General features: G+C 72.4%; 18 protein-coding genes. 14 read left to right on the plus strand and 4 right to left on the minus strand.

What is annotated here, in order from left to right; genetic code table 11:
* Nucleotides 1-51 precede the first annotated feature (51 nt).
* Nucleotides 52-900 carry an ABC transporter ATP-binding protein gene (locus BMY07_RS09955; RefSeq protein WP_092776769.1) on the minus strand — a complete coding sequence of 283 codons (849 nt, stop codon included), beginning with the start codon at nt 898-900 and terminating at the stop codon, nt 52-54.
* 103 nt (nt 901-1,003) lie between these two features.
* On the opposite strand from BMY07_RS09955, the gene BMY07_RS09960 reads away from it, so the two are divergent.
* The 6 genes from BMY07_RS09960 (at nt 1,004) to BMY07_RS09985 (ending at nt 6,855) form a co-directional block, all read left to right on the plus strand.
* A complete protein-coding gene (locus BMY07_RS09960) occupies nt 1,004-1,387 on the plus strand; it encodes a WXG100 family type VII secretion target (protein WP_092776771.1) in 384 nt (127 codons plus the stop codon).
* The gene (locus BMY07_RS34250) at nt 1,384-2,718 is read left to right on the plus strand and encodes a hypothetical protein (protein ID WP_092776773.1); all 1,335 of its coding nucleotides are present in this window, start codon (nt 1,384-1,386) and stop codon (nt 2,716-2,718) included. Before BMY07_RS09960 ends, BMY07_RS34250 begins: the two co-directional genes overlap by 4 nt.
* 49 nt (nt 2,719-2,767) lie before the next feature.
* Complete coding sequence (locus BMY07_RS09970) at nt 2,768-3,400, plus strand: hypothetical protein (protein WP_092776775.1); 633 nt, start codon at nt 2,768-2,770, stop codon at nt 3,398-3,400.
* Nucleotides 3,401-3,479: 79 nt separating this feature from the next.
* Complete coding sequence (glgX, locus tag BMY07_RS09975) at nt 3,480-5,600, plus strand: glycogen debranching protein GlgX (RefSeq protein ID WP_425426257.1); 2,121 nt, start codon at nt 3,480-3,482, stop codon at nt 5,598-5,600.
* A gap of 230 nt (nt 5,601-5,830) precedes the next feature.
* Complete coding sequence (locus tag BMY07_RS09980) at nt 5,831-6,373, plus strand: cysteine dioxygenase (protein ID WP_092776779.1); 543 nt, start codon at nt 5,831-5,833, stop codon at nt 6,371-6,373.
* Between the two features lie 83 nt (nt 6,374-6,456).
* Nucleotides 6,457-6,855: a rhodanese-like domain-containing protein gene (locus BMY07_RS09985; RefSeq protein WP_092776781.1), complete on the plus strand. Its 399-nt coding sequence runs from the start codon at nt 6,457-6,459 to the stop codon at nt 6,853-6,855.
* Nucleotides 6,856-6,884: 29 nt separating this feature from the next.
* Here BMY07_RS09985 and BMY07_RS09990 read toward each other — a convergent pair whose 3' ends face one another.
* Nucleotides 6,885-7,478, minus strand: a complete 594-nt coding sequence (locus tag BMY07_RS09990) for a phosphoribosylanthranilate isomerase (RefSeq protein WP_092776783.1) — start codon at nt 7,476-7,478, stop codon at nt 6,885-6,887.
* A gap of 86 nt (nt 7,479-7,564) precedes the next feature.
* Between BMY07_RS09990 and BMY07_RS09995 the strand changes: the two genes are divergently transcribed.
* Complete coding sequence (locus BMY07_RS09995; RefSeq protein ID WP_092776785.1) at nt 7,565-8,710, plus strand: tetratricopeptide repeat protein; 1,146 nt, start codon at nt 7,565-7,567, stop codon at nt 8,708-8,710.
* A gap of 7 nt (nt 8,711-8,717) precedes the next feature.
* Here the strand turns inward: BMY07_RS09995 and BMY07_RS10000 are convergent, their stop codons facing one another.
* Complete coding sequence (locus BMY07_RS10000; RefSeq protein WP_092776787.1) at nt 8,718-8,909, minus strand: hypothetical protein; 192 nt, start codon at nt 8,907-8,909, stop codon at nt 8,718-8,720.
* Nucleotides 8,910-9,020: 111 nt separating this feature from the next.
* On the opposite strand from BMY07_RS10000, the gene BMY07_RS10005 reads away from it, so the two are divergent.
* Nucleotides 9,021-10,913 carry a hypothetical protein gene (locus tag BMY07_RS10005; protein ID WP_092776789.1) on the plus strand — a complete coding sequence of 631 codons (1,893 nt, stop codon included), beginning with the start codon at nt 9,021-9,023 and terminating at the stop codon, nt 10,911-10,913.
* A gap of 46 nt (nt 10,914-10,959) precedes the next feature.
* Here BMY07_RS10005 and glgP read toward each other — a convergent pair whose 3' ends face one another.
* Complete coding sequence (gene glgP / locus BMY07_RS10010) at nt 10,960-13,500, minus strand: alpha-glucan family phosphorylase (protein ID WP_092776791.1); 2,541 nt, start codon at nt 13,498-13,500, stop codon at nt 10,960-10,962.
* 389 nt (nt 13,501-13,889) lie between these two features.
* On the opposite strand from glgP, the gene BMY07_RS10015 reads away from it, so the two are divergent.
* The 6 genes from BMY07_RS10015 (at nt 13,890) to BMY07_RS10040 (ending at nt 23,726) form a co-directional block, all read left to right on the plus strand.
* A complete protein-coding gene (locus BMY07_RS10015; RefSeq protein WP_092776793.1) occupies nt 13,890-15,857 on the plus strand; it encodes an alpha-1,4-glucan--maltose-1-phosphate maltosyltransferase in 1,968 nt (655 codons plus the stop codon).
* A gap of 384 nt (nt 15,858-16,241) precedes the next feature.
* Nucleotides 16,242-18,041 carry a maltose alpha-D-glucosyltransferase gene (gene treS / locus BMY07_RS10020; protein WP_092776795.1) on the plus strand — a complete coding sequence of 600 codons (1,800 nt, stop codon included), beginning with the start codon at nt 16,242-16,244 and terminating at the stop codon, nt 18,039-18,041.
* Nucleotides 18,038-19,396 carry a maltokinase N-terminal cap-like domain-containing protein gene (locus BMY07_RS10025; protein WP_092776797.1) on the plus strand — a complete coding sequence of 453 codons (1,359 nt, stop codon included), beginning with the start codon at nt 18,038-18,040 and terminating at the stop codon, nt 19,394-19,396. The genes treS and BMY07_RS10025 overlap by 4 nt, the downstream gene beginning before the upstream one ends.
* Nucleotides 19,397-19,528: 132 nt before the next feature.
* Nucleotides 19,529-19,969 carry a CBS domain-containing protein gene (locus BMY07_RS10030; protein WP_092776799.1) on the plus strand — a complete coding sequence of 147 codons (441 nt, stop codon included), beginning with the start codon at nt 19,529-19,531 and terminating at the stop codon, nt 19,967-19,969.
* 9 nt (nt 19,970-19,978) lie between these two features.
* A complete protein-coding gene (gene glgB, locus BMY07_RS10035) occupies nt 19,979-22,285 on the plus strand; it encodes a 1,4-alpha-glucan branching protein GlgB (RefSeq protein ID WP_092777329.1) in 2,307 nt (768 codons plus the stop codon).
* 37 nt (nt 22,286-22,322) lie between these two features.
* Entirely contained in the window at nt 22,323-23,726 is a 1,404-nt protein-coding gene (locus BMY07_RS10040) for a neutral zinc metallopeptidase (RefSeq protein ID WP_245782299.1), read from the plus strand.
* Nucleotides 23,727-23,754 lie beyond the last annotated feature (28 nt).

The following is a 23,754-nucleotide window of genomic DNA, read 5'->3' on the forward strand; positions in this document are numbered from 1 at the left end:
GTGTCCTCCTGCTGGTCCGCGATTCCGGGAAGGTTACCTGTCGGTAGGTGCTCAGGCGCGGCGGCGGGCGAAGAACCGGTCGCCGGAGCGCTCCAGCTCCAGCGACTGCCCGAACGCGGCCGAGAGGTTCTCGCTGGTGAGCACGTCGTCGATGAGCCCCTGGGCCACCACGCCGCCCTGGGAGAGCAGCAGCAGGTGGGTGAAGCCGGGCGGGATCTCCTCGACGTGGTGGGTCACCAGGACGGTGGCGGGGGCGTCGGGGTCGAGCGCGATGTCGGTCAGCCGCGCGACCAGGTCCTCGCGGCCGCCGAGATCGAGACCGGCGGCGGGCTCGTCGAGCAGCAGCAGCTCGGGGTCGGTCATCAGCGCGCGGGCGATCAGCGTGCGCTTGCGCTCGCCCTCGGACAGGGTGCCGAAGGTGCGGTCGCCGAGCCCGGCGATGCCCAGGTTCTCGAGCAGGTCGTCGGCGCGGCCGGTGTCGAGCTGGTCGTACTCCTCGCGCCAGCGGCCGAGCACGGCGTACCCGGCGCTGACGACGACGTCGCGCACCTTCTCCTCGGCGGGCACCCGGCCCGCGAGCGCGGCGGTGGCGAAGCCGATGCGGGTGCGCAGCTCGAAGACGTTGACCCGGCCGAGGCGCTCGCCGAGCACGTGCACGACGCCGGTGCTGGGGTGCAGCTCCGCGCCAGCCAGTCGCAACAAGGTGGTCTTACCTGCACCGTTGCTGCCGAGGACGACCCAGCGCTCGTCGAGTTCGACGCGCCAGTCGAGGTCTTTGAGGAGATCGGTGCTGCCGCGCCGCACCCCGACCCCCGCCATGTGCAGGACGAGGTCGTCGAGGTCTTCCGGTGTGCTGTCGGGTCCGGTGTCGGCCTGAGTCCGCGAGGTCACGGCCGTCATTCTGCCTTTGCCCACCGGTGCTGTGCGTTTGCCTCCCTGCGCACCCCGGCTCCTGCCGCGGCCCGGTGCGGGGTTGACTTGCCCGGCACGAGAGGAGCGGCCCATGTCATCGGGGTACACGGTCGACACGACCAGCCTGGCCATCCGGGTCGGCGAGCTGCGCGCGCTGGCCGACGAGGTCGAGGTCGCGGCGAACCGGTTGTCGCTGTCGGCGGGTGATCTCGGGCCGGGCGACATCGCGGCGGCGGCGCAGGAGGTGGCCGACCAGTGGCGCGACGACCTCGGCGCGATGCGCGACAAGATCGGCAAGATCGCCGACAACGTGCGCTCGGCGGTGGCCAACTACGAGCAGGTCGAGCAGGGCGGCGCGGACCGGATGCGGCTGGCGGTCGAGCGTGGTGTCGCCGAAGCCCAGCTGAACGCGCTGCGCGGGGGCGCGGCCGTGCAGCAGGCCAGGCTCAACGACCTGACCGGGGGCACGCCGTGAACTACCCCACGCTCGGGTTCGACCCGACGCCCGGTGAGCAGTCCGCGGTGCGGTCGATGCTGGTCGAACTGGCGGAGGCGCAGGTCATGCTGGCCGCGGTGGGGCCGAGGCTGACCGAGGCCTGCAAGATCACCGACGACGCCGAGTGGGGCGGGTCGGCGGCCGAGGAGTTCAGCGACCACGGCGACGACCTGCCCAGGGGCATCGCGAAGGGCGCCGAGTCGATCCAGGAGGTCAGCCAGGCGCTGACGACCTGGGCGGATCGGATGAAGGCCAACCAGGACCGCGCCGGGGAACTGGAGGCGCGGGCCAAGAGGCTCAAGGAGCAGGTCGACGCCGCAGCCGACGCCCAGACCAAGGCCGCCGGGGCCATCCCGCGGGACGTCGGCAGCCCCTCGTACGGCGCTCGGTACGACGCGTTCCTGGGGGCGGTGCGGGCGGCAGGCGCGGCTCGGGCGGCCTTCGAGCAGGTGATCTCGGACGCGCACCGGCTCGAACGCAAGCACCGCAAGGAGGCGGACGAGGCGGCGGCGAAGATCCGCAGCGGCCCGGACGAGGTCTTCAAGCCGGAGAACGACGGCTGGGTCGTGCAGACCCTCGACGGCGTCGGCAAGACCTCGGGGATCGTGTCGAGCGCGTCGGCGGCGATCGCGGCGGGGTCGCTGCTGATCCCGGGGGTCGGCGAGGTGGTGGCGCCGATCGCGGGGACGGTGTCGGCGGCGTCGGGCGGCATCAACGCGCTGACGGGCCTGGCGCAGAAGGCGGCCGGGTCGTCGAACGCGCCGTCGTGGGTGGACATCGGCCTCGGGCTGGTCCCCGGCCGGACGATCACCTCGGGCGTGGTCGGCGCGGGCAAGGGCCTGGCCGACGACGCGGTGGAGACGGGCAACCGGGTCCGCCGCACGGTCAAGGGCGCCCGCGACGGGGCGGTCGAGGGGTTCACCTCGGCGGGCGCGGGCAAGGCCGTGAAGGACGTCCGCACCCTGCGCCGCCTCGCCGCCGAACAGGGCTCCACGGGGGCCGCGCTGCGGGAGAAGGCCGCCAAGGACCTGCGGGACAAGGGCGACAAGATCGCCTCCCGCTTCCAGGACCCGGCCAAGTTCACCCCCGCCCAACGCGACGCCTTCGGACGCCTGCGCGCGGCGGGCGAGGCGTACTCGGCGAGCGTGGACGCGGCGGTGCGCTCGGCCCAGGCGGCGGGGGTGCAGTTCACCCCGGAGCAACGGCGGGAGCTGGAGCTGCTCAAGCTGGCGGGCAACCCAGGCCGGTCCAGCGCGGAGAGCGCGGTGGTCAACACGGTCGCCGCGAGCACCAGGGACCACGTCAAGTGACGCTGACTGAGGCTTCCACCCCATTCATCGAAGCGATGGGAGACGTCGAGTGAGGCTGGCGATGCCCGCGGAGGCGCGGCGGATACCGCTGGATGATCCGGTGCGGGCTGTCAAGGAGTACGCCGGGATCATCGGCGCGTTGCGGGACGCGCCGCGGGGGGCGGAGGCCGATCTGGAGGCGTTGGCGGCGGAGGCCGTTGAAGGGGTGTTGCGGGAGGGGGCTCTCCTGATGGCCGTGGTGACGCCCGCTCAGGCTGATCCGGCGTTGCTGACCGGGGTGGTGCTCCTGGTGCCGGAGGGGTGGGACATCGGGACGGCGGACGCGGTGCGGGACTCCGTGGAGGACGTCGGGGGGCCGGATGTGCGGCAGACGATCCTGGTGGCGAGCGGGGTCGGGCCGGTCGTGGTGGCGCAGCGGGTTCCCGGGGTGGAGCAGGCCAGGGCGCGGCAGCCGCTGGTGGCGCAGTTGCAGGGGTTCGTGCCGGAGCCGGGGACGGGGCGGATGCTGCTGCTGACCCTGTCGGCGCCGTCGGTGCGGGGGTGGGCGGAGCACCAGGCGCTGTTCACCGAACTGGTGGCATCGGCTGGGCCATCCGGGTCCGAGCAGCCACCGCGGGTGCGGCGGAGATCGGCGCAAGCGCCGCCGGATGACTCGTTCGAGCACCACACCTACCGGCTCTGAGCCGCGGGTCACGTCTCGATCCGATCTTCGATGGCCCGCGCGTCTCGATAGCGTCGGCCGTCTGGTCCAGGATGGGGTGGTGCCGTACTCAGCCCCGCGCCCAGGTAGCCCGTTCCCGCTCGGTGCCCACCCCGAGGCCGGTGGGGTGCGGTTCGCCGTGGCCTCGTCGGTGGCCGACGCGGTGGAGCTGTGCCTGGTGGCCGAGGACGAGGACGGCAAGCAGACCGAGCAGCGCGTCGAGCTGACCGAGCGGACCTTCGGCATCTGGCACGGCGTGGTCCCCGGTGTCACCCCCGGCCAGCGGTACGGCTACCGGGTGCACGGCCCGTACGACCCGCGCCGCGGCCTGCGCTGCAACCCGCACAAGCTGCTGGTCGACCCGTACGCGCGGCGGATCACCGGCGCGGTGCCGGACCTGGCCGCCACCCGCGGCTACCGGGGCGACCCGATGACCGGCGGCCCGTCGCGGATCGACTCGCTCGGCGGGGTGCCGCTGTCGGTGGTCACCTCCCCCGGCGGCCCCGACACCGGGCGGCGCCCGGACGTGCCGTTCGAGGAGACCGTGGTCTACGAGCTGCACGTCAAGGGCTTCACCAAGCTGCACCCGGACGTGCCCAAGCACCTGCGCGGCACCTACCTGGGCCTGGCGCACCCAGCGGTCATCGAGCACCTGGTGCGGCTGGGCGTGACGGCGGTAGAGCTGCTGCCGGTGCACACGCACGCCGACGAGCCGATGCTGCTGCGCTCCGGTAGGCACAACTACTGGGGTTACTCCACGCTCGGGTTCCTGTCACCGCACGCCGGTTACGCCAGCCGGGCCGGGCACGAGGTGGAGGAGTTCCGGACGATGGTGGCCGCGCTGCACGCGGTCGGCATCGAGGTGATCCTCGACGTCGTCTACAACCACACCTGCGAGGGCGGGGTCGCCGGGCCGACGCTGTCGTTCCGCGGGTTCGACGCGCCCGCCTACTACGCCATCGACGACGAGGGCCGCGACCGCGACATCACCGGCTGCGGCAACACCCTGGACCCGGGGTCGCCGACGGTGGTGCGGCTGGTGGTCGACTCGATGCGCTACTTCGCCGCCGAACTGGGCGTCGACGGGTTCCGGCTCGACCTGGCCAGCGCGCTGGGCCGCCCGCACTCCGGCGCGTTCGACCCGGACGCGACGCTGCTCACCGCGATCACCACCGACCCGGTCCTGGCCAACCGCAAGCTGGTCGCCGAGCCGTGGGACGCCACCGGGGAGGGCTACCGGGTCGGCGGGTTCGGCGCGCAGTGGGCCGAGTGGAACGGCCGCTTCCGCGACGGCGCCCGCGACTTCTGGCGCGGCGGCACCGGGCTGCGGGACCTGGCGTACCGGCTGTCCGGGTCGTCGGACCTGTACGCGGGCAGGCGGCCGTGGGCATCGGTCAACTTCGTCACCGCGCACGACGGGTTCACCCTGCGCGACCTGGTGTCCTACGACCACAAGCACAACCACGAGAACGGCGAGCACGGCGCCGACGGCACCAACGACAACCGGTCGTGGAACTGCGGGGTCGAGGGCGAGACCGGCGACCCGGCGGTGCTGGCGCTGCGCGACCGGCAGGCCCGCAACCTGCTGGCGACGCTGCTGCTGTCCACCGGGACCCCGATGCTGCTGGCCGGGGACGAGCGGTGGCGCACCCAGCACGGCAACAACAACGCGTACTGCCTGGACAACCAGACCTCCTGGGTGGACTGGAGCGCCGACCCGAGGGCCGACGACCTGCTGGCGTTCACCCGGCGGCTGATCGCGTTGCGCGCCTCGTCGCCCGCGTTGCGCCAGCCGCAGTTCTTCGACGGCAGGCCCACCCGCTCGGGTGAACCGGACCTGCTGTGGCTGCGCCCGGACGGCGAGCCGATGACCGAACAGGACTGGTTCGACGAGTCCCGCCGCACCCTGGGCATGTGGATCGACGGGTCCGAGTGCCTCTCCCGCGACCGCGACGGCGAACTGGTCGCCGACGACTCGTGGCTGCTGCTGGTGCACTCCGGCGCCGACCGGGTCGAGGTGGTGCTGCCGTCCGAGCGGTACGGCCGCCGCTACATCCCGGTGCTCGACTCCGGCACCCCGCGCGGTGTGCCCAAGGAGACGGACCCGCTGCCGCCGGGCAAGCGGATCACCCTGCCCGGGCGGACCACGGTGCTGCTGCGGGCGCCGCGCGTCAACCAGTGACCCGGGTGATCAGTACCAGACAGTGAGATCCGTGGCTGGGCCGGTTGGCCCATGCCACGATCGGCCTGTGACCAGGTCCGTGTCGTCCCCGCCGCTGTGGTGCGACCGCGTCGTCGACCTGCTCCTCGTCGCCTCCTGCGGCTGTAGCCGCGCGCGGCGCACCCCCGTGTCCGACTGACACCGGGTGCCGCCGCGTGTGAGCCCGCCCACACCCGACGAGGAGCCCAGCGATGACCGCACCGGCGTTGACCACCGACATCCACCCCCGCTTCGACCACCCCGGCCTGCACGAACTGGTCGCCCCGCGCGATCCGCTGTGGACGCCGAGGGAGCTGCGCGAGCTGACCGCCACGGTCACCGCCGACTTCCGCACCCGCCTGGTCGAGGTCGTCCGCTTCGCCAGCCCCCAGCGCTGGTGGACCCGCCTCGCGGTGACCGACGAGGTGGAGCTGTGGCTGCTGTCCTGGCTCCCCGGCCAGGGCACCGCCCCCCACGACCACGGCGGCGCGGCGGGCTCGTTCACCGTCCTGTTCGGCGAACTCGCGGAGACCTACCGGTACCCGTCCGGGCCGATCCGCGACCACCAGCACTCGGCGGGGGCGTCGATCGGGTTCGGACAGGGGCGCGCGCACCAGGTGCGCAACCTGGGCCAGGTGAAGGCGGCCAGCGTGCACGCCTACTCGCCGCCACTGGTGCCGACCCGCGAGTACGCGACCCTGCGGGACGTGCCGGACGAGATCCCCGCCCTGCCCATCCCCCGCCTGGCCCGATGAGCGGTTTACGCGGCACACGTGTCCTTGACTGACGCGGTGCGCGACGTGAATGGACAGCGTCGGTCGGTAGAGGGAGGCGTGCGGTGAGTGCTGTGGACGATCGGTTGGCGGCGGCTCGGGCCGGGTTGGCGCGGGTGGAGCCGGGGGCGGCGAATGTGCTGCGGGAGCGCGGCGAGGCGGTGTTCATCGATATCCGGCCGGTGGTGAACCGGGTCGCGGAGGGGGAGATCCCGGGGTCGATCCCGGTCGAGCGGATCCACCTGGAGTGGCGGCTGGACCCCGAGGGCGAGCACCGGATCGACGGGTTCGACGCGGGGACCACTGTGGTGGTGCTGTGCAACGAGGGGTACGCGTCGAGCTTCGCGGCGCGCGACATCAAGGAGTTGGGGCTGGTGAACGCGACCGACCTGGTCGGCGGGTTCCGGGCCTGGGCAGCGGCCGGGTTGCCGGTGCGCGCGGGCGGGACCCCCGCCGTCCCCTGAGCCGTGGCGGCCCGGGGTGCGCCGGGCCGTCACGCCCCCTTGGCGGCGGCGAGGAAGTCGCGGATCAGCCCGGCGTCCTTGACGCCCCGGCTCGACTCGACGCCGCTGGAGACGTCCACCCCCCACGGGCGGGCGGCGGCGATGGCCTCGGCGACGGTGTCCGGGCTCAGGCCCCCGGCGAGCAGCCACGGGTCCGAGGGGCGCCTGGTGTCCAGTGTGGACAGATCCCAGCGCTCCCCCGACCCGGCGACCGCCCCGTCGAGCAGCACCATGTCGGCGCCCCAGGGGTCGAGGTCGGTGTCGGGACCGAGCGAGGTGGCGCGGATGACCTGGAACGGCCCGCCGACCACGGTGTCGAAGGCGGCGCGCGGGTAGTCGCCGTGCAGTTGCAGCGCGCCGAGCCCGGCGTCGACGGTCATCCGCGCGGCGTCGGCGGCGTCGATCCCCCGGAAGACACCGACGGTGAGCACGTGCGCGGGGACGGCGGCGGCCAGCTCGCGGGCCTGCTCGACACCAACCCGGCGGACGCTCTCGGCGAAGACGAAGCCCAGCGCGTCAGCGCCGGACTCGACGGCGGCGGCGACGGTGGCGGGGGTGCGCAACCCGCAGACCTTGACGAACATGCCCTGAGCCTAACCAGGGCGAACACGCGGATTCCTCACGTCCCTGACCTGCGGAACCCCACCTCGACCCCGGGCGTCTGTTGCTCGTGCGCCTCACCCGGGTGGTCCGCCACCCCCTCACCATCCTCACCGCGGTCGTGTGCGCGGCCGTCGGGTTCGGCTACCGGTCCACCGGGGAGGTCGGGTGGGGCGTCGTCGGCGCGCTGGTGGGGCTGCTGCTGGGGTTGATGTCGCTGCAGGTCGGGATGCTGGTGGGGGCCGTGCTGCTGGGGGCGCGGGTGCACAAGGTGGTCATCGGCATCGGGACCAGGCTGGTGGACTGGACCACCGCGCGGCGTGCGGTGGTGCTGCGGGCGGTGCCGCTGCTGCTGTCGGTGTCGGTGGGACCGGGCAAGGCACCCGCACGCAAGCGGATGTGGGGCGCGGCGTTGTGTTCGGCGTTCGCGGCGATCGCAACAGTGGCGGCGACGGCGCTGGCGGTGTCCGACGGGTTCAGCCTGGGCCTGGCGATCGCCTGCGCGGCGGCGGTGGCGCACGCGCTGGTGCCGCGCAAACTGCCCGGGTCGACGTCAACGGGGTGGCTCGTGCTGCACCTGCCGCGGATGAGCGGCGTCCAGGCGCAACAGTTGGACGCGGCGCCGCTCGTGACCGCGACGGTGGACGCGGTGCAGGACGGCGAACTCGCCCGCGCATCGGCGATGGCGGCGGAACTGTCGGATCGCTACCCGAGCCTGCGCACCGCAACGGCCGCGCGAGTCCTGGTCCTGCAAGCACAAGGCCGGTACGCCGAAGCACTGTTGCAGGCGATGGCCATCGCGGGCGACACGACGCAGACCCCGCAGGAGGCCGCCGTGTCCTTCGCCGCCCTGGCCGGTCTGGCCTACGCGACCGTCGAGTCCGGCCAGCTGTCCGCCGAACTCGGCATGGGCACCGCCGACCAGGCCCTGGAGAACGCCGAGACCCTCGGCTACCCCACCCACCGCCTCGACGGCTGCCGGGCCCTGCGCGAACTCATCCTCGGCAACACCGCCAGGGCCATCTCCCTGGCCCGCCACTCCGCCAACACCACCGACGACCGCCTGGGCCGCGCCGACGACCTGGCCACCCTCGCCCGCGCCCACATGGCCGCGGGCGACAACAAGGCCGCCCGCACGGCCCTCACCGAAGCCGAGCAGGTGGTCCCCTGGTGGCCCCGGGTAGCCGAGACCCGCACCCGCCTCGACATCGCCTAGGCGGGCCCTACGACCACCCCACGATCCGCCGCCGAGCGATCTCGAACGCCCACGCCTCGGTGGACGCCTTCGTCCGTACCCCGAAACGCGTCGTCGTCGCACTCTCCACCACGGTATGGAACTCCTCCACCAACGCGTCCAACGACAACACGTCGAAGCCTGCGGACGTCCACTCGTAGTGCGCGTGCGTTCCGCCCACTGACCAGTGCCCCGCACTCCCCTGGTCCGTCCGGGGTGTGCCGTAACAGGGGTTCGGGGGTGGGCGACGTCCTGGTTGAGGCGATCTTGCGGGTGGCTGCGGGAGGGGATCGTGGTCGAGTCGGTCATCGGGGTTCTCAGCGCGGTGCAGGGTTGTCTCAAGGTGGCCGCGGTGGGGCTGCTCGTCGTGGGGTTGGTGCTGCGGTGGCGGGCGCGGGTGGGGGGTTGGTCCCGGCAGCAGGTGGTGCCCCTGGGTGTGGTGCTGGGCACGATCGGGGTCGGGGCGCTGGTCGCCGCGGTCTGGGATGTGCCGCCACCGCCGGTCGGGTGGGTCGCGGGGGTGACGCTGGGGCTGGTTTTCGTCCTGCGGTTGGGGGATGCCCGGTTCTGGCAGGGGTTCGCGTGGGCGCTGGGGGTTTTCACGGTCGCCGGGGGTGTGCTGTTGGCGCTCACGGCAGTGACCGTGGTGCAGAGCGGGCGTGGCGGCGCGTTCTACGGCATCACCCGGCTGACCGAGCTCGGCGGCCACCACCTGAACCCGACCTACCCGTTGTGGTGGTTCCCGTTGCTGGCCAACGCGATCCTGGGTTACGGGGTGCCGCTCGCCGCGACGCTGACGCTGTCGTGGCTGGCGGCGACGCGCCGGGACGTGAACCTGCCCGAGCGCGCGGGTTACGTGCTCGCCACCGCCGGGTTCGCGCTCATGGTGCTCGAGGGTCCCGCGTTCACCCTGATCTTCCTGATCTTCGGTGGTGTCGTCGGCGTCCCGCTCTGGCGGGTCCTGCTCGGTCTGGGACCGGCGGTGCTCGTGTTCGTCCTCGTCGGCCCGTCCGCGCTGCGCGGGGTGTTCCACGGGATCCTCGCGGTCCTCGGCAAGGTCCCGGCGCACGACCCCCCGCCGATCACGTCGCCGCGCGAGGCGGTCCGGGCCGTGTTCGGCACCGCGCCGAGGCAGCTCGACGACCGGCCGTTGCTCTCGTACGCCGCCGAGGCCGCGACGGCGGGGCGGCGACGGCTGGGGATCCTGCTCGCCGTGCTGGTGATCCCGTTCGTCGTGGCGGTGTTCAGCCAGTTCACCCTCGACCACGGTGCCGCGCGAGCACTTCCGGTCGTGCACGTCCGCACCGAGATCGCCCTACCCGCGGAAGCGGTCTCGGTGCACCACGCGGGCGGCGACCAGGCGTGGGTCCGGCAGGCTGACGGCGGTGTGGTGCGGGTGGACCTCGCCGCGAAGAGCGCGCACCCGATTCCGTTGACCGCCAGCGCTGTGGCGGTCGTCGACGGTCGCGTGCTCGCGCTGGTCCCGGGTACACCGTCGCGGCTGGTCGACCTCGCCGACGATCAACGGGACGTGGTCGGGTTGCCGGACAACGTGTCGGGCGAGTTCGCGATCCTCGGCCGGTTCCTCTACGTCGGCACGACCGCGGGCAAGTTGGCCGCCTACGACAAGACCACCGGCGCTGCGCTCGGGCAGGTGGACACCGGGGGCCGGGTCGCGCGGGTGATGGCCGGGGCGGGCTCGATCTGGACGCTGCACCTGCCCGAGGCGGAGTCGCTCTCGGGGCAGTACCAACTGATCAGGCGGGACCCGGCGACGCTGCTCGCGGCGGGCGCGCAGTCCAAGCTCCCCCGGGTCGACGACGCCGTGGTCACCGCGGCGGGCGTCGCCTGGACCGCCTTCCCGCCCGTGGCACTGGCGACCACAGTGGACAACGACGCCGAGCCGGTGGCCGCCGCGGAACTGCCCGAGGTCGAAGCGGGTGGCGGGCACTACTCGCTGTCGGTGGGGCGCGACGGCCGTTCGGCGTGGCTGGCCACCAGGCAGGGGCACGTCGAGCACGTGGCGGGCCGCGGGTCCCAACGCACGGACCTGCCGTACGACGCCGTGTCGGGGATCATCGAGACGGACCAGGGCACCTGGGCGTTGACGACCCTCAACCGCTCCATGGGCGTGCACACCGGCACCTGGCCCAAGAGCTTCCTGGTCCGCTGGATCGAGCAGTAGAACCGTTGCGCCCGCGCGAGTTTCCCCACGCGGGCGCAACGAGCGGTCAAGCCAGGACGACCTTGCCCAACTCCGCCGGAGTGGCCAGCAGCCCGTGCTTCGGGAGCACCCGGGCGGTCACGCCCAGCGCGCCCGCGTGCGGCAGGGCCAGTTCCGTCGTGTAGTGCCCGCCCTCGGTCGGCGACATCACCGCCGTCACCACGTCGCTGAGGTCGTCGCTGTCGCCCACCCGGCCGATGACGGCCTGGACCTCGACGTCCGACGGGTCGAGACCGGCCAGGTCGACGGTGGCGTTGACCCGGACCGTCTCGCCGATCACCGGCGAGTGGTTGTCCTCGACCGCCAGCTCGCAGTCGACGACCTTGATCCGGTTCCACGCGGTGAACAGGCGGTGCCGGTAGTCGGCCAGGTCCTTGGCGACCCGGAAGTCGTCGACCTGGGCCATGGCACCGGCGGCGGCCGCGGGGGCGTAGGCGGATTCCACGTACTCGCCGACCATGCGGGTCGCCTGGATGCGCGGGCCGAGCGAGGACAGGGTGTGGCGGACCATCGCCATCCACTGCGCCGGGACCCCGGCGGCGTCGCGGTCGTAGTACAGCGGCGCGACCTGGGAGCCGAGCAGCTCGTAGAGCGCCGCCGCCTCCAGGTCGTCGCGGCGCACGGGATCGGTGACGCCGTCCGCGGTCGGGATGGCCCACCCGTTGCTGCCGTCGTAGAACTCGTCCCACCAACCGTCCCGGATGGACAGGTTGAGGCCGCCGTTGAGGGCCGCCTTCATGCCCGAGGTGCCGCAGGCCTCCAGCGGGCGCATCGGGTTGTTCAGCCAGACGTCGCAGCCCCAGTAGAGGTAGCGGGCCATGTTCATGTCGTAGTCCGGCAGGAACACGATCCGGTGGCGCACGCCCGCGTCGTCGGCGAAGCGGACGATCTGCTGGATCAGCGCCTTGCCGCCGTCGTCCGCCGGGTGCGACTTGCCCGCCACGACCAGCTGGACCGGGCGCTGCGGGTGCAGCAGCAGGGCCCGCAGCCGCTCGGCGTCGCGCAGCATCAGGGTGAGCCGCTTGTAGGTCGGGACGCGGCGGGCGAAGCCGACGGTCAGCACATCGGGGTCGAACACCGAGTCGGTCCAGCCCAGTTCCAGCGCCGAGGCGCCGCGCTGCAACCAGGCCGCGCGGACCCGCTTGCGGACCTCGTCGACCAGGCGGCGGCGCAGCGTGCCGCGCAGCGCCCACAGCTCGCCGTCGGACACCGAGTCGGCGACGCCGGTGTAGCCCTCGTCGGCCGGGTCGCCGATGACCTCGGTCATCTCGCGGGCCGCCCAGGTGGGGCCGTGCACGCCGTTGGTGACCGAGCTGATCGGCACCTCGTCGGTGTCGAACCCGGGCCACAGGCCGCCGAACATGTCGCGGCTGACCGCGCCGTGCAGCCGGGACACGCCGTTGGCGCGCTGGGCCAGCCGCAGTCCCATGTGGGCCATGTTGAACATGCCCGGGTTGTCCTCGGCGCCCAGCGCGAGCACCCGGCGCAGGTCGATGCCGGGCAGCAGCGTGCCGTCGCCGAAGTAGTGCTGGACCAGGTCGACCGGGAAGCGGTCGATACCGGCCGGGACCGGGGTGTGGGTGGTGAACACCGTGCCCGCGCGGACCGCGGACAGCGCCTGGTCGAAGTCGAGCGCCTGGCCGGAGACCAGTTCGCGCAGCCGCTCCAGGCCGAGGAACCCGGCGTGGCCCTCGTTGGTGTGGAACACCTCGGGCTGCGGGGTGCCGGTCAGCTCGCAGTACGTGCGGACCGCGCGGACGCCGCCGACCCCGGCCAGGATCTCCTGGCGGATGCGGTGGTCCTGGTCGCCGCCGTAGAGCCGGTCGGTGACCCCGCGCAGGTCCTCGGCGTTCTCCTCGATGTCGGAGTCGAGCAGCAGCAGCGGCACCCGGCCGACCTGGGCCTTCCAGATCCGCGCGCGCAGCACCCGGCCGCCGGGCATCGCCACGTGCACCAGGATCGGCGCGCCGGACGGCTCGGTCAGCGGCTCCAGCGGCAACCCGTTCGGGTCGATCACCGGGTAGTGCTCGACCTGCCAGCCGTCGAGCGAGAGCGACTGGCGGAAGTAGCCGGAGCGGTAGAGCAGCCCGACGCCGATCAGCGGCACGCCGTGGTCGGACGCCGCCTTGAGGTGGTCGCCCGCCAGGACGCCGAGGCCGCCGGAGTAGTTGGGCAGCGCCTCGGTGACGCCGAACTCCATCGAGAAGTAGGCGATCGAGGCGGGCAGCCTGCTGCCGTTGTTCCCGGTGTCGTGGCGCTGGTACCAGCGCGGCTCCCGCAGGTAGCGGCGCAGGTCGTCGGCGACCCCGGCCACCCGGTCGAGGAAGGCCGGGTCGGCGGCGAGCCGGTCGAGCCGCTCCGCGGGCACCTTGGCCAGCAGGTGCAGCGGGTCACCGCCCACGGCCGCCCAGATGTCGCGGTCGACATCGGCGAACAGGTCCTGGGTCGGCGGGTGCCAGGTCCACCGCAGGTTGGTGGCGAGCACCCCGAGGTCGGCGAGCGGCGCGGGCAACCCGGCGCGGACGGTGAATCGACGTACGGCTTTCACGGAGACCGACCCTACTGGCCTGCCTGGATCGAGCAAGCCGTGCGCGCGGCCCCCGGGCACCTGATCCGGAGTAACCGCAGATCAACCAGGGTGCGCCCAATTGGGAATGGTCGCAATGTCGCCGAGCGCCGCGGGCGGGGAGCGTGACCGACCGGGTGACCACACAGGACGAACCGGCCGCGGACCCGAGGTGTCAGGCCGCGGCAACGCCACCGTCGATCGGGTGACGGTTCCCGTTGGCCGAGGCGGGGTACTTCCGGTAGAGGTCCCCCTGTGGTCTCCAGCCGGCGCGCCGCGGTTTGTCAAGATCCATCCCCCGCCCGGGTGGGTCGGATCCGGCCGCACCCGGCAGACTGGGGGCAAGCACCCGACGGAGAGGAGCCTGACCGGTGAGCGGTCGGCTTGGCATCGATGACGTGTCCCCGCTCGTGTCCTGTGGCCGGTATCCGGGCAAAGCCGTTGTGGGCGAACACATCCCGGTGCGCGCGACGGTGTGGCGCGAGGGGCACGACGCGGTCGCGGCGACGGTCGCGTGGCGCGGCCCCGGCGACGGCAAGGCCCGGCGCACCAGGATGCGCCCGGACGGCCTGGAACCCGATCGGTGGGTCGCCGACATCGTCCCGGACACCGAGGGCCTGTGGACCTTCCGGGTGGACGCGTGGAGCGACCCGTGGGCGACCTGGGTGCACACCGTCGAGGTGAAGGTGGCGGCCGGGCAGCAGGCCGGGGAACTGGCCAACGACCTGGAGGTCGGCGCGCGGCTGCTGGAGCGGGTGGGCAGGCGGCCCGACCGCGGCGGCGACCGCAAGCTGCTGGTGTCCGCGGCGCGGGCGCTGCGCGACGAGACGACCCCGCTGTCCGCGCGGATCGCCGAGGCGCTGGCGGAGACCACCAGGCGGGTGATGCACCAGCACCCGGTGCGCGAGCTGGTGACCAAGGGCAAGCCGATGCAGCTGTGGGTCGACCGCAAGGTCGCGCTGTACGGCTCGTGGTACGAGTTCTTCCCGCGCTCGACCGGCGGCCTCGACACCGAGGGCAAGCCGGTGCACGGCACGTTCGCCACCGCGGCCAAGGAGCTGGACCGGATCGCGGCGATGGGCTTCGACATCGTCTACCTCCCGCCGATTCACCCGATCGGTGAGGAAAACCGCAAGGGCCCGAACAACAACGTGGTGGCCAAGCCCGGCGACGTGGGGTCGACCTGGGCGATCGGCTCGGCCGACGGCGGGCACGACGCGATCCACCCGGAGCTGGGCACCTTCGAGGACTTCCGGGCGTTCGTGGCCAGGGCGCGCGAGCTGGACATGGAGGTCGCGCTCGACTTCGCGCTGCAGTGCGCCCCCGACCACCCGTGGGTGATCAAGCACCCGGACTGGTTCACCACCAGGCCGGACGGGACGATCGCCTACGCGGAGAACCCGCCCAAGAAGTACCAGGACATCTACCCGATCAACTTCGACAACGACGCGGAGGGCCTCTACCAGGAGGTGCTGCGGGTCGTGCTGCTCTGGGTCGAGCAGGGGGTGCGGGTGTTCCGGGTGGACAACCCGCACACCAAGCCGCCGGACTTCTGGGAGTGGCTGATCCGCCAGGTCAAGGCGGTCGCCCCGGACGTGCTGTTCCTGTCCGAGGCGTTCACCAGGCCCGCGCGGCTCTACGGGCTGGCCAAGCTCGGGTTCACCCAGTCCTACACCTACTTCACCTGGCGCACGACCAAGCAGGAGCTGGTCGAGTTCGGGGTCGAGCTGGTGGCGCACGCCGACGAGGCGCGGCCGAACCTGTTCGTCAACACCCCGGACATCCTGCACGAGTCGCTGCAGGTGGGCGGCCCGGCGACGTTCGCGATCCGGGCGGCGCTGGCCGCGACGCTCTCGCCCACCTGGGGGGTGTACTCCGGCTACGAGCTCTACGAGCACCAGGCGGTGCGCGAGGGCAGCGAGGAGTACCTGGACTCGGAGAAGTACGAGCTGCGGCCGCGCGACTACGCGGGCGCGCTCGCCGAGGGCCGGTCGCTGCAACCGTGGATCACCCGGCTCAACGCGATCCGCCGGGCGCACCCCGCGCTGCAGCAGCTGCGGACGCTGCGGTTCCACCACGTGGACAACGACGCGCTGATCGCCTACTCCAAGACCGACCCGGAGACCGGGGACACGGTGGTCGTGGTGATCACCCTGGACCCGAGGTCGCCGCAGGAGGGTGTGCTCTGGCTCGACTGGGCCGCCCTCGGGTTGGACCCGCAGGCGTCGCACGCCGCGCACGACGAGGTGTCCGGGCAGAGCTGGCGCTGGGGCGCGGGCAACTACGTCCGGCTCGACCCGTGGGTGAGCGTCGCGCACATCGTCCACATCCGACGCTGAGCACATCCGGCGCCGAGCCGAAAGTCCCCTCTTCACCGCTGCGGCGGCACATCACCCGAACGGCGGTGGTGTGCCGTCGGCGTCGTTTGGCACCGTTCCGCCGGTCCGGCGCCGGTTCCCGCCGACTGAGATGGTGATCACCGTCGGGCATGGATCACCCGGTTCGGGGGTAACCCCTTCGTTGGCCGGTGTGACCGCGCGGGGCGACGGCGCCCCCGCGTCCCCCGCACCGACCACACAGGACAGTCGGGGGAGACCGGGAGGTCGCAGGGCGGTGCGCGGTCGACCGGGGCGAAACGTGGTACGCATGGCGCACCGGCACTGGACGCACCGGGCAGGGACACGCCGGCACACGGCCGAGACACGGGGCGAGGGCGACAAGGCATGACGGTTCAGGACACCACCGCGCCCGACGCGGCACTGGGACTCGCGGGCATCCCGCACACCGGCGAGGGGGTGACCGCGGACGGTCACCTGACCGAGCCGCAGGCGGAGGACTTCCACCACGCGCGCTCGGCGCCGCCGCAGACCGAGTGGTACAAGAGCGCGGTCTTCTACGAGGTACTGGTCCGGGCGTTCAACGACTCCGACGGCAACGGCACCGGCGACCTGCGCGGGCTGGCCGACAAGCTCGACTACCTGCAGTGGCTGGGCATCGACTGCCTCTGGCTGCCCCCGTTCTACGCCTCGCCGCTGCGCGACGGCGGCTACGACATCAGCGACTTCCGCGCGGTGCTGCCCGAGTTCGGCACCGTCGACGACTTCAGCTACCTGCTCGACCAGGCGCACAAGCGCGGCATCCGGGTGATCACCGACCTGGTGCTCAACCACACCTCGGACGCGCACCCGTGGTTCCAGGAGTCGCGCCAGCACCCGGACGGCCCCTACGGCGACTACTACGTCTGGTCCGACACCGACGAGGCCTACGCCGACGCGCGGATCATCTTCGTCGACACCGAGACCTCCAACTGGACCTACGACCCGGTGCGCGGCCAGTTCTACTGGCACCGGTTCTTCTCCCACCAGCCGGACCTCAACTACGAGAACCCCGAGGTCCAGGACGCGATGCTGGACGTGCTGCGGTTCTGGCTCGACATCGGCATCGACGGCTTCCGGCTCGACGCGGTGCCCTACCTGTTCGAGGAGGAGGGCACCAACTGCGAGAACCTGCCGCGCACGCACGAGTTCCTCAAGCGCTGCCGCAAGGTCGTCGACGACGAGTTCCCCGGCCGGGTGCTGCTGGCCGAGGCGAACCAGTGGCCCGCGGACGTGGTGGAGTACTTCGGCGACCCGGCCATCGGCGGCGACGAGTGCCACATGGCCTTCCACTTCCCGCTGATGCCGCGCATCTTCATGGCGGTGCGCCGGGAGTCGCGGTTCCCGATCTCGGAGATCCTGGCGCACACGCCGTCGATCCCGTCGGGCGCCCAGTGGGGCATCTTCCTGCGCAACCACGACGAGCTGACCCTGGAGATGGTCACCGACGAGGAGCGCGACTACATGTACGCGGAGTACGCCAAGGACCCGCGGATGAAGGCGAACATCGGCATCCGCAGGCGGTTGGCGCCGCTGCTGGACAACGACCGCAACCAGCAGGAGCTGTTCACCGCGCTGCTGCTGAGCCTGCCCGGGTCGCCGGTGCTGTACTACGGCGACGAGATCGGCATGGGCGACAACATCTGGCTCGGTGACCGCGACGCGGTGCGCACCCCGATGCAGTGGTCGCCCGACCGCAACGCCGGGTTCTCCCGCTGCGACCCGGGGCGGCTGTACCTGCCCGCGATCGCCGACCCGGTGTACGGGTTCCAGGCGGTCAACGTCGAGGCGCACATGAACAACACCTCGTCGCTGCTGCACTGGACGCGGCGGATGCTGCAGGTGCGCACCGAGCACCCGGCGTTCGGCCTCGGCGACTTCACCGAGCTGGGCTCGTCGAACCCGAGCGTGCTCGCCTACCTGCGCAGGCACGGCGACGACGTCGTGATCTGCGTGAACAACCTGTCCCGGTTCCCGCAGCCGGTCGAGCTGCACCTGTCGGAGTACGACGGGTACGTCCCGGTCGAGCTGACCGGCGGGGTCCGGTTCCCGGCCATCGGCGAACTGCCGTACCTGCTGACCCTGCCCGGGCACGGCTTCTACTGGTTCCAGATCACCCGACCCCACGAGGAGGGCGAACTCCCGTGACCACCCGACCCCTGCCCGCGGTGGCGTCCCTCGCCGACGACCTGCCGACCTGGCTGCCCGCGCAGCGCTGGTTCGCGGCCAAGGGCCGGGACATCGGCAGCGCGCAGGTGGAGCGGGCGGCACTGCTGTGGGAGGGCGCCGAACCCGGTGCCCCCAGCCTGCTGCACGCCTTGGTCGACGCCGACGGTGAGCGCTACCAGTTGCTGCTCGGGGTGGTCGACGAGGTTCCCGACCACCTGCGCGGCGCCCTGGTGGGCCAACTGGAGGACGGGCTGCACGCCTACGACGCGACGCACGACGCGGAGTTGATGGGCGGGCTGCTCGACCTGTTCGCCGCCCACTCGACCGCCGGTGGTGTCGACTGGCTGCCGGAGCCCGGGGTGGAGATCCAGACCGGGCTGCGCGCGAGGCCGATCGGGGTGGAGCAGTCCAACACCTCGATCGTGTTCGGCGAGCACTACATCCTGAAGGTCTACCGGCGGCCCGTCCTGGGCGAGAGCCGGGACGTGGAGCTGCACCGGGCGCTGGCAGGCGCGGGCAGCACGCGGGTGGCGGCGCCAGTCGCGGTGATGCGCACGGACGACACGGTGCTCGGGTTCGCCCAGCGCTTCCTCGGCGACGCGGCCGAGGGCTGGGCGACGGCGACCGCGAGCGTGCGGGACCTGCTGGCCGAGGCCGACCTGCACGCGGGCGAGGCTGGCGGCGACTTCGCGGGCGAGGCGCGGCGGCTGGGCGCGGCGGTGGCCGCGGTGCACGCCGACCTGGCCACCGCGCTGGGCACCGAGCCGGTCGGGCAGGCCGAGATGGCCGCCGGGGCCGACGCCATGCACGCCAGGTTGGACTCGGTGCTGCGGGAGGTGCCCGCGCTCGCCGAGCACGAACCGGTGCTGCGGGCGGCGTTCGACGCGGTGCGCGGGCTGCCGGGCACCACGGTCCAGCAGGTGCACGGCGACCTGCACCTGGGCCAGGTGCTGCGCACGACCACCGGGTGGGTGCTCATCGACTTCGAGGGCGAGCCGGACGCGCCGCCCGCCGAGCGCGACCGGGCGAAGTCGCCGCTGCGGGACGTGGCCGGGATGCTGCGCTCGTTCGACTACGCCGCGTTGCACCTGCTGGCGGGCGAGGACCCCGACAACCAGCGGCTCACCCGGGCGGCGGAGTGGGCCGAGCGCAACCGGTCGGCGTTCTGCGACGGGTACGCGGAAGTGGGTGCCGACCCGCGCGCGGACGCGGTGCTGCTGCGCGCTTTCGAGCTGGACAAGGCCGTGTATGAGGTGGGCTACGAACACCGCAACCGCCCCGACTGGGTGCCCATCCCGCTGGCCGCGATCACCAGGGTCACGGCCAGGCGATGACGCCCGGATCAGGACATGACGTGGTTGCGACTTTTGGGCAGCACGAGTTTCGGGTATTCCAGAACGTGGTTAACCTGATCGACAATGCCCGCTCTCGGGGTGCCGCCGGTTGAAGGATCGGGGTGTGGCGACATGCGGATCGCGGATGTGTTGCGGGGCAAGGGTGCCGAGGGCGCCGTCGTGGCGACGGTCGACCCCGGTACCACTGTCGAGGGCCTGATCGCCGAGCTCGCCAGGCACAACGTCGGCGCCCTCGTGGTGCTCGACGGTGACCGGGTGGTCGGCATCGTGTCCGAACGGGACGTTGTACGGGGCCTGGAACGCAGCGGCAGCGCCCTGTTGGTCACCACCGTCGCCGACATCATGACCGCCGACGTGCGCACCTGCCTGCCGACCGACAGCGTCGACAGCCTGGCCGCCACCATGACCGAGCGCCGCATCCGGCACCTGCCGGTGCTCGACGAGCACGGCGCGCTGGCGGGCATCGTGAGCATCGGCGACGTCGTCAAGAGCCACATAAGCCAGCTGGAAGCCGACCGCGACCAGCTCCAGTCCTACATATCCCAGGGTTGATACCTCTTGTTGGTTGACGAGATCGAGCGGCTCATCGCAGGCGCGCACCACGACCCGCACTCCCTGCTCGGGATCCACCCGAGCGGTAAGGGTGGGGCGGTGGTGCGGGCGCTGCGCCCCAACGCCAAGTCGGTCGCGGTGATCTTCGGCGACCAGCGGCACGAGATGGACGAGGTCGGCGACAGCGTGTTCGCCGTCGACCTGGAGCAAGCACCCGACGAGTACCTGCTCGAGGTCGACTACGGCGCGGGTCCCGAGCTGGTGGAGGACCCGTACCGCTGGCTGCCGACGCTCGGCGAGCTGGACCTGCACCTGTTCCGCGAGGGTCGCCACGAGCGGCTGTGGGAGATCCTCGGCGCGCACGTGCGCCGCTACGACACCGCCAAGGGCGTCGTCGAGGGGACCTCGTTCGCGGTGTGGGCGCCGACCGCGCGCGGGGTTCGGGTGTGCGGCGACTTCGACGGCTGGGACGGGCGCGCGAACCCGATGCGGTCGCTGGGCTCGTCCGGGGTGTGGGAGGTCTTCCTGCCCGGGGTGCCGCCGGGCACCCGGTACAAGTTCCGCATCCACGGCGCGGACGGCTCGTGGCACGAGAAGGCCGACCCGATGGCCCGCGCCACCGAGGTGCCGCCCGCGACGGCGTCGGTGGTGTCCACTTCGGAGTACCAGTGGCTCGACGCCGAGTGGCTGGCCCGCCGGGACGCGACCGCGTGGAGCGCGGCGCCGATGAGCGTCTACGAGGCGCACCTCGGGTCGTGGCGGCAGGGCCTGGGCTACCGGGAACTGGCCGAGCAGCTCGGCGACTACCTCCAGGAGCACAACTTCACCCACGTCGAGCTGCTGCCGGTGGCCGAGCACCCGTTCGGCGGGTCGTGGGGCTACCAGGTCACCTCGTACTACGCCCCGACCGCGCGCTTCGGCTCTCCGGACGAGTTCCGGCACCTGGTCGACGAGCTGCACCGGCGCGGCATCGGCGTGATCATGGACTGGGTGCCCGCGCACTTCCCGCGCGACTCGTGGGCGCTGGCCCGCTTCGACGGCAGCCCGCTCTACGAGCACGGCGACCCGCGCCGCGGCGAGCAGCCCGACTGGGGCACCCTGGTGTTCGACTTCGGCCGCTCCGAGGTGCGCAACTTCCTGGTGGCCAACGCGCTGTACTGGATCGAGGAGTTCCACATCGACGGCCTGCGGGTCGACGCGGTGGCCTCGATGCTGTACCTGGACTACTCCCGCAACGAGGGCGAGTGGCTGCCCAACGAGCACGGCGGCCGGGAGAACCTGGACGCGGTGCGGTTCCTGCAGGAGCTCAACGCGACCGTCTACAAGCACCACCCGGGGGTGGTGATGGTCGCCGAGGAGTCGACGGCCTGGCCGGGGGTCACCCGGCCCACGCACCTCGGCGGCCTCGGGTTCGGTTTCAAGTGGAACATGGGCTGGATGCACGACACGCTCAGCTACATCGGCCACGACCCGATCCACCGCTCGTACCACCACAACGAGATCACCTTCTCGCTGGTGTACGCCTGGAGTGAGAACTTCACCCTGCCGCTGTCGCACGACGAGGTCGTGCACGGCAAGGGCTCGCTGTGGACCCGGATGCCGGGCGACGACTGGAACAAGGCCGCCGGGCTGCGCGCCCTGCTGGCGTTCATGTGGGCGCACCCCGGCAAGCAGCTGCTGTTCATGGGCGGCGAGTTCGGCCAGGTCAGGGAGTGGTCGGAGTCGCGGTCGCTGGACTGGGAGCTGACCGACCAACCGCTGCACCGGGGCATCGGCTCGCTGGTGCGCGACCTCAACGGCGTCTACCGCGACCAGCCCGCGCTCTACCTCGACGACAGCCGCCCCGAGGGCTTCTCCTGGATCGACGCCAACGACTCGGCGGGCAACGTGCTGAGCTTCCTGCGCCAGGGCGGCGACACCGAACTGCTGTGCGTCGCCAACTTCTCCGGCTCCCCCCACCACGACTACCGGGTCGGCGTCCCCCGCCCCGGCGCCTGGCGCGAGATCCTCAACACCGACGCCGAGGCGTACGGCGGCTCCGGCGTCGGCAACCTCGGCAGCGTCACCGCCACCGACAAGCCCTGGCACGGCCGCCCCGCCTCACTGGTGCTCCAGCTCCCACCGCAGGGCGTCGTCTGGCTGACCCCCGAGCGGGACACCGCGGACCAACTCCTCGCCGAGGCCGACAGCGCTCTTCCCAACGCCGCCCTCCCCAACGCGGCCCTGCCTGCCGCCGCCCTGGCTGATCCAGCGCAACCCGCCAGGGACTTCCCGGGCGACGCGGTGGACGTCGGCCCGGACGTACCGGCGGTCTGACAGCGCCGCGAGGGGAGGCTGGGGCAGACTGGTCGGCGTGCGCACGCATAGCCCTGGGGACCTGGCGCGGTTGCTGCCCGCGTTGATCGCGGTGTTCGCGTTGTTGGCGTGCACGACCACGGTGCCCGGGCAGGCGGTGAGCCAGGGCTCGGTGTCCAAGGGCGAGCCGGGCACCGGCAGCGGGGTCGACCCGGCGTTCGTGCGCAACACCGACGGCGGCGACGTCGACCGGTTGGCGGCCACGGTGGTCACCGACGTGCAGGCGTACTGGACGGCGGCGTTCCCGACGACCTTCGGCAAGGAGTACACGCCACCCAAGGGCGGGTTCTACTCGGTGGACACCGCCGACGACGACAGCCCGGCGCCGCCGTGCGCCAACAAGGCCCGCGACGTCGAGGGCAACGCGTTCTACTGCCCGGAGGCCGACATCATCGCCTGGGACCGGGCGGCGCTGCTGCCGGTGCTGCGGGACCGCTTCGGCGAGGCGGCGGTGATGCTGGTGCTCGCGCACGAGATGGGCCACGCGGTGCAGGACCGCACCGGCAGCGGCGCCACCGAGCGCAAGGCCGACCCGGCCAAGTACCCGACGATCCTGATCGAGGCGATGGCCGACTGCTACGCCGGGTCGTTCGTGCGGTGGGTGGTCGACGGGAAGGCCGAGCACCTGACCATCGCCAAGGACCGGCTGGACACCGCGCTGGAGTCGCTGATCAGCTTCCGCGACCCGATCGGCACCGAGCAGGAGGACCGCGGCGCGCACGGCGACGCGTTCGACCGGGTCTCGGCGTTCCAGGACGGCTACGAGCAGGGTGCGGTGACCTGCTCGAAGATGACCGTGGACAACCGGGTGTTCACCCTCAGCGGGTTCATCGACGCCGGTGACCAGGCCCGCGGCGGGAACCTGGAGTTCGCGCAGATGATCGAGTCGGTGACGCTGGGCCTCGACTCGTTCTACGGGGCGCTGCTGCCGACGCTGGGCAAGCAGTGGACCGCGCCGAAGGTGGTCAAGTCGACCGGGGCGCCGACCTGCGAGGGCACCAGGCAGGGCCCGGTCGCGTACTGCCCGCAGGACAAGTCGGTGCAGGTGGACGTGGCCAAGGAACTGCCGGAGCTGCACGCCGACATCGGCGACTACGCCACCGGCACCCTGATCGCGAGCCGCTACGGGCTGGCCGCCCTGGCCGCGGCGGGCAAGCCGCTGACCGGCGCGGACGCGCAGCGCTCGGCGAACTGCCTTGCCGGGGCGTTCACCCAGTCCCTGTTCACGACCCGGCCGCGGCTGCTGTCGCCCGGCGACCTCGACGAGGCCGTCCAGGTGCTGCTGGACTACGACTACGCGGCCCGCGACCTGGCGGGCGCCGCCCCGGCGGCGGGCTTCGACCGGGTCCGCGCGTTCCGCCAGGGGTTCACTGAGGGTGCTCAACAGTGCGGTCTTTCGTGACTTAGCGCGAACCGGACCCGCGGCGCGC

It is taken from the genome of Actinokineospora terrae (assembly GCF_900111175.1).
Taxonomy (GTDB): Bacteria; Actinomycetota; Actinomycetes; order Mycobacteriales; family Pseudonocardiaceae; genus Actinokineospora; species Actinokineospora terrae.

What these genes read in the sequence shown, in the direction of transcription:
- BMY07_RS09980 (WP_092776779.1), top strand. Translation starts at nt 5,831, where the DNA reads ATGACCGCACCGGCGTTGACCACCGACATCCACCCCCGCTTCGACCAC.
- BMY07_RS09955 (WP_092776769.1), bottom strand. Translation starts at nt 900, where the DNA reads ATGACGGCCGTGACCTCGCGGACTCAGGCCGACACCGGACCCGACAGC.
- treS (WP_092776795.1), top strand. Translation starts at nt 16,242, where the DNA reads ATGACGGTTCAGGACACCACCGCGCCCGACGCGGCACTGGGACTCGCG.
- BMY07_RS10030 (WP_092776799.1), top strand. Translation starts at nt 19,529, where the DNA reads ATGCGGATCGCGGATGTGTTGCGGGGCAAGGGTGCCGAGGGCGCCGTC.
- BMY07_RS09960 (WP_092776771.1), top strand. Translation starts at nt 1,004, where the DNA reads ATGTCATCGGGGTACACGGTCGACACGACCAGCCTGGCCATCCGGGTC.
- BMY07_RS09990 (WP_092776783.1), bottom strand. Translation starts at nt 7,478, where the DNA reads ATGTTCGTCAAGGTCTGCGGGTTGCGCACCCCCGCCACCGTCGCCGCC.